Genomic DNA, 13,343 nt, shown 5'->3' with positions numbered 1-13,343 from the left:
AGGGTAATCCTGTTAACCCACCATACAATAACTTTCTGGCTTGCCAGTGCACCAACACCTTCGCGAAGATCACAACGTTCATCGCACCACAGCAACACGACGCACTCAATGCACATTACGGTTATCGGGAGCGGCTACGTCGGGACGACAATGGCGGCCTGTTTTGCTGATTTAGGACACCAGGTCACGGCCATCGATATCGACGAGGCCATCGTCGAGGCGATCAACGACGGCACGGCCCCCATCGATGAACCCGGACTGGACGACCTCCTCGAGACCCACACCCAGCACTCCCTCGAGGCCACAACATCCTACGACCCCATTCCCGATTCGGACGTGACCTTCCTCGCCATCGGGACGCCCTCGAACCCCGACGGGAGTATTGATTTGAGCGCACTCGAGGCGGCTGCCGAAGCCACCGGCGAAGCCCTTGCCGACAAAGCCGACCGACATCTCGTCGTCATCAAGAGTACGGTGACGCCGATGAGTATCCAAGACACGCTCGAGCCCGCGATCCAACGCGGTGCGAACAACGACCAGGTCGAGGTGGGCATGAACCCCGAATTCCTCAGAGAGGGGAGCGCCGTCGCAGACTTCCAGAATCCCGATAAACTCGTCTTTGGCACCAATTCCGAGTGGGCCACCGACCAACTGCAGGCCGTGTTCGAGCCCCTGCTCGAGGAACAATCGGTTCCAATCGTCGACACCGACCCGGCGACGGCCTCGATGATCAAGTACGCCAACAACGCCTTCCTCGCCTCGAAGATCAGCCTGGTCAACGACCTCGGTAACATCTGCAAGGAGTTCGGTCTCGACGCCTACGAGGTGATGGACGCCATCGGCCTCGATGACCGCATCTCAGATCAGTTCCTGCGTAGTGGCGTCGGCTGGGGTGGCTCCTGTTTCCCCAAAGACGTCGCGGCCATCATTGCCGCTGCCACCCAGCACGGGTACGACCCAGCCTTACTCGAGGCCGCCGTCGAGATCAATGAGCGCCAACCCGAGCGGCTGCTCGACCTGCTCGAAAGCCACGTCGACCTCGAGGGCGCCAGAATCGCCGTCCTCGGCCTCGCGTTCAAACCCCAAACGGACGATATTAGGAACTCGCGAGCGATCCCGATCCTCGAGTCCCCCCAGAAAGCGGGCGCCGATATCGTCGCCTACGATCCGGTCGCTATCGACCCGATGCGAGAGCGCTTCCCGGACGTGGAGTATGCACAATCCGTGGAAGCTGCCCTCGAGGGCAGCGACGGTGCGCTCGTCGTCACCGGTTGGGATGAGTTCGCCACCTTGGATGAGGAATTCGACGCGATGGCCACACCGGTCGTCGTAGATGGGCGACGAATCGTCGAGCCTCGAGACGGGATCATCTACGAAGGATTGACCTGGTAACGACCGCTAGGCAATGTCTCAATCGATTCGTTGAGAAAGCCGAAGAGAACAAAACTTACTCGCAGTCCACGATCGCCAGGCATCGTTGCTCGTGTTCTATGGAACGATGAGACAGACTCCCATCACGGGTCGTCCTCCTGATCAGCATCCGTACTGACGCGTTCTCGAAGCCAATAGCCAGCTCGAGCAAGCCCTGCGAGAGCGCGTGCAAGTCCAAATCCGGGCGATTGGTCGTCCACCTCGCGATTGTCCGGGGAATCGCTGTCGTCATCGCTCCCACTCGCGCTGTCGTCGGACGACCCATCCGAATCGGAGTCCGTGGCGCCCTGACCTCGACTACGATATCGGCGACGACCCGTACCTCGTCGCTGACGTGTCGGGCTTCTCGACGTACGGCGCTGTGATCTCCGACACGACGGCGCCAACAATCGACCTGATCGAACCTGTCGACGGCCACGAGTTCGACGCGGGAACCGAGACCGTTACTCTCGAGTTCAGCTACCAGGATGACCTCTCGGGCGTCGACGTAAGCTCGATCGAGTTGCTCGTCAACGGCGAGTCCCAGACCGATCCCGAACAGACGACGATCAAATCGACCGGAGCGACTCACACCCACCAGGTCACTGACGGCGGAAGCTACACCGTAACACTCCACGTCGCTGACGAGGCGGGTAACGATGTGACCGAGACGCTGACGTTCTCGGTCGCGGAATCGGACGAGGACGCTGACGACGACCCAGATGACGGGGATGGCTCGGGTGGCTCGGATTACGCGGACGACGCGGACGGCAAAGATGATACGCAGGATGCCGCTGATGACGAGGACGGAGACGCGGACGAGGATGACGGTTCCGTTGACGACGATTCGTCCGACACCGACGACAAAACCCTGGAAGACGACGACGGAACCCTAGAAGTTGATGATGCAGATGAGGTTCCGGAAGACGACGATGATGGCAGTATTCCCGGCTTCACCGCCGGTGCTGCCGCCGTCATAATCGTCCTCGGAGCGCTCCTGTTCGGTCGTCAGCAATTTCGTCAGATGCGACGAGCCTAATCGTCTGCGATCGACGACGAGACGGAGAGTGCCCCGACGATCCGCCCGAATTCACATCGGTGTACCTCGGAACGCCAGTTCTTCTCTACACAATTGACATCATCCGCGCCCGGAAGGGCGAGGTTTTGTGCCTGCACATCCGATAAGAGAAGTTACCCAGAAGTTATCGAATAGGTTACCTATCCGTTAGTGAGTGTTTAATTCGATAGAATGTAGACCGTTTGCATGAAAGGGTGGAGTAACTGGAAGTGGAGCCATCGGTTGTGGCTAGTTCCGATATCGGTCGGGATTGCGTTTTTCGTTCTCACAACGATCTTGCTGATGGGTGGAGTAACCGGGGGGTTGGCACTCGCGAGTAGCGACAGTGGCGCCTCTGAGCACCACCACGTCGACGGTTCCGATTGGGACGTGTTTCCGGGTGAGGAGGGAGCGAATGCCGTTGTGTCGGTGACGTCCACGAGCACCGTGGGAACAGGTGGCTGGCTCGAGTTCGTCGAGGCGGACGTCCCTGACGAGACGGTCGCACTCGGTGAGAACGTTACCGTCGAGGTGACGATGCGCAACGCCGGTCTCGGGCCGCAACCACTCGGTGGGCAGGTCACGCTCCTCGACGCCGACAGCGAGACGGTGGCGACCGCCCACGGAACAACCGACGTGATTCTTCGACCCGGCGACACGCGCGCGTACGAGGTGTCGCTGGGTGCCGATCTCGAGGTGCCCGGTACGTACACCGTCGCCGTCGACGGACGCCCTGTCGATAGTATCGTCATGCGCGATTCGTTCGAGGTCGTCGGTACCGATATCTCCAACCGGACGGTCGGCGTCGAGGAGCCGTTCGAGGTCGAGTTCACGGTTCAGAACGTCGTCGACACCACCCAGGAAGCCCGAGGCTTCGACCTCACCGTCTACGACGTGGACGGTCAGTACGCCGCCGGCGTCCGGTCGATGATCAACGAGGAGGTCGAGCCCGGTGAGAACGCCACTCGAACGACGACCTTCTACCACGCCGATCTGGGGCCGGGAACCTATCTCGTCACTGTCGAAGACGAGCACGCGGGCTACCTACACGTGCGGAACGCGACGCCGGTCGTCGACGCGTCCGTCGCCAATCCAACGAAGGGGCCGGACGACCCGGTCGAGGTCGAGTTCACGATCCAGAACGTCGTCGACACCGACCAGTACGCGACGGGCTACGACCTCGACATCTACGACGAAGACGGTGATCGGGTCGGGGGCGGCACGTCGATGGTGAACGAGGAACTCGAACCCGGCGAGACGTTCACCCGGACGGCGACTCACCACCTGATCGACCTCGACCCGGGGACGTACACCGTCGAGGTCGAGGGACTCTACGCGGGGACGCTCGAAGCCACCCAACCGTTCGAAGTGACCGACGCCGTAGCACCGGAGGCAATCGGTACCGACGACCCGGTCGAGGTCGAGTTCACGATCGAACACGTCGGCACCGAGGAGTCGACCGCGCGGGGATTCAACATCGACGTCTACGACGATGCTGGCGACCGCGTCGGAGGCCAGCGACGCTATGTCAACGAGGAACTGGCACCGGGTGAGACGACCACGGCGACGTCGACCCTCTACCTGCTCGACCTCGAAGAGGGACTGTACACCGCTGCAGTCGAGGGCGTCGACGCGGGGACATTCGGCGTCTACGAGACGATCGGCGTCGCGAACGCGTCGGTTCCGGAGGCCATCGGCGTTCAGGATCCACTCGAGGTCTCGTTTACGATCCAGAACGTCGCTAACACGACGCACGAAGCGGGCGGTTACGACATCGACGTCTACGACGCGGATGGCGACCGTGTCGGTGGCCAGCAACATAATGTCAACGAGAACCTCGAACCCGGCGAGACGTTCACTCGGACGTCGACCCTCTACTTACTCGACCTCGAGGATGGACTGTACACCGTCGAAGTCGAAGGCGTCGACGCGGGGACGGTCGGCGTCTACGAGACGATCGGCGTCACGAACGGGTCGGTCACCGCCGACACCGTCGGCTTCGAGGGCGACCTGGAACTGGAGTTCACCGTCGAGAACGTCGGAAACACGACCGCCGAGGCGCGCGACTTCGAGTACGAACTGTTCGACTCCGAGGGGAATCGAACGACCGGGGCGACGTTTTACATCAACGAGGAGCTGGAGCCCGGTGAGACGGCGACGGCGTCGCCAACGCTCTGGGCGGTCGAGGTCGAGCGAGCGGGCGAGTACACGGTCGTCGTAGAGGGCCTCGAGATCGACACCGTCGAGATCCGCGATCCGTTCGAGGTCGCCGGTACCGATATCTCCAACCGGACGGTCGGCGTCGAGGAGCCGTTCGAGGTCGAGTTCACGGTTCAGAACGTCGTCGACACCACCCAGGAAGCCCGAGGCTTCGACCTCACCGTTTACGACGTGGACGGCCAGTACGCCGCCGGCGTCCGGTCGATGATCAACGAGGAGGTCGAGCCCGGTGAGAACGCCACTCGAACGACGACCTTCTACCACGCCGATCTGGGCCCCGGGACGTACCTCGTAGCCGTCGAGGACGAGTACGCGGGCTATCTACACGTGCGGAACGCGACGCCGGTCGTCGACGCGTCCGTCGCCAATCCAACGAAGGGGCCGGACGACCCGGTCGAGGTCGAGTTCACGATCCAGAACGTCGTCGACACCGACCAGTACGCGACGGGCTACGACCTCGACATCTACGACGAAGACGGTGATCGGGTCGGGGGCGGCACGTCGATGGTGAACGAGGAACTCGAACCCGGCGAGACGTTCACCCGGACGGCGACTCACCACCTGATCGACCTCGACCCGGGGACGTACACCGTCGAGGTCGAGGGACTCTACGCGGGGACGCTCGAAGCCACCCAACCGTTCGAAGTGACCGACGCCGCGGTGGCCGAGACGGTTAGCGTCGACGACCCGGTCGAGGTCGAGTTCACGATCGAACACGTCGGCACCGAGGAGTCGACTGCGCGGGGATTCAACATCGACGTCTACAATGCGGGCGGCAACCGCGAGGGTGGCCAGCGACACTATGTCAACGAGGAACTGGCACCGGGTGAGACGACCACGGCGACGTCGACCCTCTACCTGCTCGACCTCAGCCCGGGAACCTACACCGTCACGGTCGACGATCGGTTCGCCGGACAGGTCAGCGTGTACGACCGCGTCGAGGAGAACGAATCGATCCAGGACGCGATCGACGCGGCGACTGGGGGCACGATCTACGTCGCCCCCGGAACGTTCGAGGAGTCGCTCTCGATCGACGTCAAGGGGCTGACGCTCGAGGCCGTCGGCGACGGGGAGACGATCCTCGAGGGGAACGACACGCTCGAGAGCGCACTCGAGGTGACGGCGGACGACGTCACCGTCGATGGGTTCACAGTGAGAAACTACACGGCGTCGGGACTCACCGGCGCAGTCCACGTCGACGGGTCGGCGTTCGAACTGCGCGACAGTACGGTCGCAGACTCGGGTACCGCGGTCGTCCTCCGAGGAAGTTCCGACGAGTCGGTACTGTTCGGCAACGAGATCGTCGACAACGACGGGACGGCCGTCGCGATCGTCAGCGGAGACGGACACGCGATCGTCGCGAACGACATCTCTCGAAACGACGGGCACGCGATCATCGGCGAGCAGCCCAACGCCGAGTACGTCCAGATCACCGACAACGAGATTCACGACAACCGGGGCGGGGCCGTCCTACTCAGCCACATGAACGACGCGACGGTCGCGCACAACATCGTGACGGGCAACGACGGTGGGATCACCGTCGATCTGCGGGCGACCGTTACCGACAACTACCTCGCGGCAAACGACGACAGCGGCGACGTCCTGCTTTCGGGTGGGATTCGAACCAGTCACGAGTCGACGATCGCCCGAAACGCGATCGAGAACGTCGAAGGAACCGGCATCAGGCCGAACGGCGACTCGAGCGTGATCGACAACGTCGTCGCGGACGCGGGAGAGATCGGAATCCACCTCGACTATGACGACGTCACGGTGCGGAACAACACGGTCTCCGGGCACGACACCGACCTGCTGATCGAGGACGGAGTGGGCCACACGATCCAGGACAACAGCTTCGACACGGGCGTCCTGCTCTGGCAGGTTCCGGCGGATCTGGACGACAACCCACACTTGATGCTAGACAACACCGTCGGCGGAGACCCACTGTACTACGCCACCGGTGGGTTCGGACTCGAGGTCGACGCCGACGCCGGTCAGGTGATCCTCGTCGGCGCCACGAACGCCAACGTCTCCGGACTCGAGTTCGAAGACATCGTCGCGGGCGTCCAGGTCACTCATAGTGAGGGCGTGACCATTACCGACAACACGATCACGACGTCGCCGGCCGACCACGCCTTCGGCGGTGGTACGATCTCGATATGGCACTCCCCCGACGCTACGGTCGAGCGAAACGAGATCGCCGACACGGACTTGTCAGGAATCTTCGTCGCCGACAGTGATGGGGCAACGATCGCCGACAACGAGGTTTCGAATGCCGACGACGCGGGGGTTACGATCAGAACCGACTACGGCGCCGAGTTCGAAACCCCGACGACTGTCTCGGGTAACGCAATCGAGGGAACCGGGTGGGGGATCCACGCTGATGGCGCCGATCACCTCCACGTCTTCGAGAACGAGATTGAGGGCATCGATCGCGGCGTCTTCATCGAGAACGCAGAGCACCTGCTCGTCGACAAAAACACGATCCACGGCGCGAACGAGGCGGGCCTCGACCTCGGGGCCTCGCAGCTCCGGGTATACGACGTCTCGGTCACGAACAACACCGTCACCGCGAGCGGTACACACGGCATCGAACTGGACAGCGCCGACGGAACCGTTATCGAGGGGAACACGGTGATCGGTAGCTTCGAGCGAGGAATTTATGCGCAAATCGACGGCGTTGGTGGCTCGATCGCGAACAACACCGTCCGGGCCAACGAGGAAGGGATGTACCTCACCGGAAGCGGGGCGACCGACCTCGAAAACGTCTCGATCGTCGGGAACACCATCGAGAACAACGCCGCAATTGGCATCACAGTTGGCGGAGATCAGAACGTCACCGTCAGCGAAAACGCCATCACGGGCAACGAGAAAGGACTCATCTACGCCGGCGGTGTCGAGTACCTAGACGCGAGGAACAACTGGTGGGGAGCGGCCGACGGACCGAGCGGTGGCGAGGAAGATCCCGAGACAGGTGTCGTCGCCGACGGTAGCGGCGACTCACTCGAGACTGACGGGGCATGGGAGGGGTGGATCCTGTTCACTCCCTGGCTCGAGACGCCGCCCGGTCAGTCAGGGACGATCGCGGGCACCGTGACCGATGCCGACACTGGCGACCCGGTCGCGGGCGCGACGATCACCGCGACCAATCGATCAACGGTCACCGAGTCCGTCGAGACGGACGTCGACGGGACGTTCGACCTCCCGATCGCGTCCGGAACGTACACGGTCGACGTGGTTGCCGACGGGTACGAGACGGCGGCAGAGTCCGATGTCGAGGTGGTCGAGAACCAGACGGCGACCGTCGACATCGAATTGGTGGCAGTGACGGCCTCACTCACCGGAACTGTCCTCGATGCAGACACTAGCGAGCCGATCGAGGGCGCGACGCTCGAGATCGTCCAGCAGGAAGGCGTCGGAAGCCCAGGAGACCTCGAGGGTGGCTTCACCACTACGGCGTCGACGGACGCCGACGGCGTCTACGACGTGGCCCTGGTCGAGGGCGTCTTCAAGATGGACGTCCTCGCGGCGGGGTATGAGGACGGATATCGACAAAACATCGAAGTCGACGATGGCGAACGAGTGACGTACGATCCAATCGAACTGACGCCGCACCCAGTGTTGAGCGGCACGGTCTCCGACGACGAGACCGGGGTGCCCATCGAGGGGGCGACGGTGATCTCCACCGACACCGACGGATCCGTCGACACAGCGATGACGAACGAGAGCGGCTGGTACGAGCTGTACGCACCAGCCGGCTTGACGACTATCGAGTATCACGCAGATGGTTACATCTCCGAATTCCCGTTGGTCGACGTGGGCGATGGGGCGACTCACGACGTTACGCTCGTGCCGGAAGCACCGGAGACGGGAACGCTCGTTGGTACCGTGACAGACGCAGAAACGGACGAACCGGTCGTCGGTGCCGACGTCATCCTGTTCGACGGTGACGGCACATCCGTGGCCGCGTTACCAACCGATTCGTCAGGGGGCTTCGAGATGGAAGTCGACGTCGGGACGTACGACGTCGTCGTGCAGGCAGACGGATACAAACAAGGTACCGTCGACGGCGTCGAGATCGAAGCGAACGCGGTGGTGACCGAGGAGGTCGAACTTCCGCCCAGCCCCGAAATCGAGGTAACTGCCTTCGACGCGCCGGAGACGATCGCAACCAGCGGAACCGTCACCGTCGAGGCGACGATCGAGAACGTCGGCGACACACCGATCGCCGATCTCCGTCACTACCTGCGTCTTGAGGAAGATGCGGTACTCACCGCACCGACCACGTACGCTAAATCGACACGAAACGTCACGCTCGCACCCGACGAGAACGTCACCATCGAATTCGTCCTCGAACTGCCAGAGACGCCACTCGAACCCGACACGTACCGGTTCCGGCTCTGGAGCGCAGGAGTCAGTGAAACGTATCCCGTCGAGGTGACAGACGACGAATCGCCATCGGGAGATGAGCCACCGTTGCCGAGCCCTGACCCCGAACCTGAACCCGAACCTGAACCCGAACCTGAGTTCGAAGTCACTGTGACGAACGCCAGCGACACCACCCTCACGGTGAACGAGTCGATTTCAGTCACTGTGGAGATCGAGAACGTCGGCGACGCCGAGGGCACGACCACCGTCGAGCTCCTCGTCGACGACGGAATCGTCGACGAGATGACCGTGACGGTGGCGAGCGGATCGGTCGAGACGATCACGCTCGAACACCAGTTTACCACGGCAGGATCCTACGACCTGGCGATGGCGGGCGAGTTGCTCGGCCAAATAGTCGTCGAGCCGGAGCAAGATCCGGACGACGGAACCGACGCCGACGGGTCGGACGACTCGGACGCAACTGACGACGATAGCGCAGACGAGGTTACGAGCGATGACGACGACTCCGAAGTGACCGACGATAGCGTAGACGAGATTGAAAGCGATGACGACGACTCCGAAGTGACCGACGATAGCGTAGACGAGGTTACGAGCGATGACGACGACTCCGAAGTGACCGACGATGATGACGACACTATCTCCGGCTTCGGCGTAGTCGTCACCCTGATCGCCGTGCTGTCGGTGCTCGGTGTGCGACTCCACGGAGCGGCTGTCGATCAATCGTAGCTGGCGTGACCGCAATCGCCAGACCGATCACTAGTTCTCGAGACGGTGCATTTGCGAGAAGCGAGTGGGTCTTGTCTACTGGATTTCGGATCATCTCGTCGAACCCCTCAAGAAGGACTCCCATGATGTGCGGCCAGCGATGCTACGCGCCAGGAACCCCAACCGCCTCGAATCCCGTGATTCCGACGAACGCTAAGCATTGTGGTTTTGATGGGGGTTGGGGGAGGAGTCATCCCTCGTTCACAAGACCGAGAGTGATCAGCTTTTGATTTAAACACTCGAGCGATGGCCCACTCTGGATCGAACGGTACTGCGTAGAGTTGCTTGGCAACTAATATTCAGAGGGATCGCAGACCACTCAAGGTCTTGTGCAGCCCATCAGAACGCTCCGCAATCTGAGGACGACTGCAGTCGTGGGCTTTCTCCTTGACTTCGTGTAACCCTCCGTCCGAACGTCTTGTCCACACACGAGAATAGCCTCAGCCAGGTTCGAGTCTCGAGAACCGACTAATGGTTCACTTGGAGTCACAGAAACCGGCTGTGGGAGCCGGTAATCACACGTGGGGAGCGTGGTTGGCTACTGGGGATATCCGTGTTAACTGACTAACAATGTCTCCCCCCTCCCCACGTATCTCACACTCACACATTCGGTGTTGTTTATTCTATCGGCCAAACCGCCAATCCGTCTCCGAGTATTGTGTCCAAGTGATATCGTGCTTAAAATATAGCTCCAAAATAGTTGACTAGCCAACACCTATATGATAGATCACAACACATACCACATGAGGGGGATTTGCGATGACGACAAACGACGATGACAGCCTAGCCCGTCTCTGGGGAGAGGCGGGAGAGCCAACGGAGACAGTAACTGACCTCAGTAATACAATCCAAGGCACTATTCGGCCGGATGAACAGCTCTATCACTTCAGGATCGGCTTCGACGACATTTCGATCCGCCAGAAAAAGGCGTTGGTGAACGAACTCACGAACGCCCTCGACGTTCGGTACGTCAATCCAGCGATCGACGAACTGGCGTCGACCACGACCGCGGTGGATCTCGTTCTCGTGACGTCGATCCCGTCGGCAGTCATCGAGGGGGCGTTCGATCCAACCGATATCGCGAGTATCGACTATCTCGAGCTCGAGCCCAATGACGTTGGGGTGGCCGTCGAGGAACCCGAGTCCGATCGGATGAGCGACGTGGAGCGTTTTCAGGACGTCCAACGAGCCCTTGAGCAGGACGGCGATGACGAGGCCGACCCGGTAATGAGTCCGGATGCGGAGGCCACAGATCCAACGGATGTGGCCTTCTCCGACGATGAAATCGCCTTCGAACACCTGCTCGAGCCGACACCCGACGATGGCGAGGACGACTGGGAAGCCAGCCACGACGAGGGGCGTGAGTCGGTCGTCAGCACCCTCGTCGCCGAACTCGAGGCAGGGACAGTCGATTCCGAGGAAATAGACCGACTGCGCGACCATCTCGGCCAGGACGAGTCACGCACATCCGTCGGCGTCCGATTAGAGCACGTCCAGGCCCGGATGGAGAGCTTTGCGGCCTACGTCGACGCCCTGGAGGAGTTCTTGGATGAAAACGGCACGGCGGCCCAAATCCAAGAGCGACTCCAATCCGACCTTGAAACAGTGCATGACGAGCTCCAGGCAGCGGGCGACGAGCGACAAACGCTTCGCTCACGCATCGACACGCTAGAGGGGGCGCAGTGGTCTGAAGAGGAGATCGAAACGCTCGTCGACCTCGCGATTGACGACCTCGGAGACGATCGCAAGGGACAACTCGAGCAGTTAACGACCCGGATTGATGATCTCGAGGATGCGCTCGAGTCACAGAAACGGGTTCATCACCAACTCAAGGAAGCCTTTGCTTAAGGCCTGACTACGTCCTTCTCGACTGGCAAACGTCCATAGCAACGACCGTGATCAATAGCGCTGACCCAGTGTCGAAGACTCACCTCATTTGCACCGTCCACAAACAAGATCAACACGGATCGGGACAGGCGCACCCGACTAGTCCCGTAGCCGCTTCCAGACAACCCAACACTCCTTACACAGATAGCCTGTGTACCCATCGACGCTGTATCGCTCCACTCGAGTGTCTTCCCCACACCGCTCACACCTCATTTGGTCTCCCCCGGATGCAAAATTAGCAGTGGCTGACATAGTCGCTTTGGCCGATATCACTCGTGGACTACCTGTCCGCCCTACCTCCTCCGTCACGAGTCGACGTACTGCGCTTCCCACTCTCGTCGATCCTGAATCCGCTGCGTTCCGGCGTCTGCGAGCGCGTAGTAGTTTGTTCGGCGGTCGAGTTCCCCTTTCTCGACCAGTTCTTTGTTGACTAGCGTATCGAGATTCGGGTACAGTCGCCCGTGGTTGATGTCGCCACTGTAGTACTGTTCCACTTCTTCTTTGACTTGTTGCCCCGAGGGTCGTTCGGCACCGGCGATCACGTACAAGAGATCGCGCTGGAACCCCGTAAGATCGTGCATGATGCCAGTGTAGGCCACGTGTCAGCTATTGGTAATACACGACATACCGGTCGATTGGGTGGGTTTCGCAGTGCCTACATCGAGGAATTAGGGACAGTATGACCGATTTTTGAGGTGATCACCGTCGCTCAATACGTACTAATAGCGGTCATGAAGAATGTGTTCGGTTCGAACCGTGAGTGCTACCCCCAGTAGCGCCCACGGTTCTGCGTGCGGAACTCCCAGGTGACGGCTGGTGTGCGCCAGCCAATGAGAGGATGGCTTCCGCCATTGAGGATCACATGTCGTTCATCATAAAAATACTGGCCATCAATATTTAATATCGCCAGTCATGTTTTCAAACCATTATTTTACATCAACCGAGAATGTGTAATTGGGAAATGATTATTATATATCAGATGGAGTAGCGGGTATGGGGGGCAAGATTCCAGCAGAATGTCCTGAGTGTGGGGATTACTCGATCACGGTCAGGCAACGACCACCAGAGGCAGATGACGAATCGAGGTGGATCACGTACATCGATTGTGAAGCCTGTGAGACAACGGTTGACTTCGAGTGAGATCGCCACCCATCGCAATCGGTGGGATTCGCTCGCGATACAACGGTGGGTAGTAGGAGACCACCGCTTGAGGGACATCCAACCCGTCGGTGAGACGGAAGCAGTACACGCAGGCACGGTTCGAACGGGAATTCACGCCATGCTCGAGTGGAGTTCCCGAGAGACTTACATACCAGCCAACCACTTACTCTGATAGATGCCAACGACACGCCGTCGACGGTTTATCCACGGGCAGGTCGCCTGGATGCTCGTAACGGCGTTGTTGCTCGCCCTCGTAGGATCGCTGTCGTACGAACTCTTCTTTGTGTGCTCGCTCATCGGCTTCCTGATCGTCACGGAACTCACCGCACCCCTGAACGTCGCACCACGCTGGCGGCGGCGACTGGGCTGGCTCATCGCGCTTGGTCTCGTCGGCTTCGGCGTCATCGTAATCAGGCGGATCCTCGAGATCCTCCCACCGGAGGTACTCCCCATATGA

General features: G+C 60.7%; 6 protein-coding genes. 5 read left to right on the top strand and 1 reads right to left on the bottom strand.

Annotation, left to right across the window (positions count from 1 at the left end):
* Nucleotides 1–108: 108 nt before the first annotated feature.
* The 4 genes from aglM (at nucleotide 109) to NGM68_RS00315 (ending at nucleotide 11,686) form a co-directional block, all read left to right on the top strand.
* Nucleotides 109–1,392, top strand: coding sequence for a UDP-glucose 6-dehydrogenase AglM (gene aglM / locus NGM68_RS00330; RefSeq protein WP_252699682.1), 1,284 nt, complete (start codon nucleotides 109–111; stop codon nucleotides 1,390–1,392).
* A gap of 400 nt (nucleotides 1,393–1,792) precedes the next feature.
* The gene (locus NGM68_RS00325) at nucleotides 1,793–2,449 is read left to right on the top strand and encodes a PKD domain-containing protein (RefSeq protein WP_252699681.1); all 657 of its coding nucleotides are present in this window, start codon (nucleotides 1,793–1,795) and stop codon (nucleotides 2,447–2,449) included.
* A 321-nt stretch (nucleotides 2,450–2,770) separates the two neighbouring features.
* Complete coding sequence (locus tag NGM68_RS00320; RefSeq protein WP_252699680.1) at nucleotides 2,771–9,799, top strand: right-handed parallel beta-helix repeat-containing protein; 7,029 nt, start codon at nucleotides 2,771–2,773, stop codon at nucleotides 9,797–9,799.
* 798 nt (nucleotides 9,800–10,597) lie between these two features.
* Nucleotides 10,598–11,686 (top strand): hypothetical protein, encoded by a 1,089-nt coding sequence (locus NGM68_RS00315; RefSeq protein WP_252699679.1) that lies wholly within the window; start codon nucleotides 10,598–10,600, stop codon nucleotides 11,684–11,686.
* 344 nt (nucleotides 11,687–12,030) lie between these two features.
* On the opposite strand, the gene NGM68_RS00310 is transcribed toward NGM68_RS00315, so the two are convergent.
* Nucleotides 12,031–12,306, bottom strand: coding sequence for a PadR family transcriptional regulator (locus NGM68_RS00310; protein ID WP_252699678.1), 276 nt, complete (start codon nucleotides 12,304–12,306; stop codon nucleotides 12,031–12,033).
* 755 nt (nucleotides 12,307–13,061) lie between these two features.
* On the opposite strand from NGM68_RS00310, the gene NGM68_RS00305 reads away from it, so the two are divergent.
* Nucleotides 13,062–13,343, top strand: coding sequence for a DUF8044 family membrane protein (locus tag NGM68_RS00305; RefSeq protein WP_252699677.1), 282 nt, complete (start codon nucleotides 13,062–13,064; stop codon nucleotides 13,341–13,343).

The sequence above is a fragment of the Natronosalvus vescus genome, from assembly GCF_023973145.1.
GTDB lineage: Archaea > Halobacteriota > Halobacteria > Halobacteriales > Natrialbaceae > Natronosalvus > Natronosalvus vescus.
This window is presented reverse-complemented; position numbering and strand designations above follow the sequence as displayed.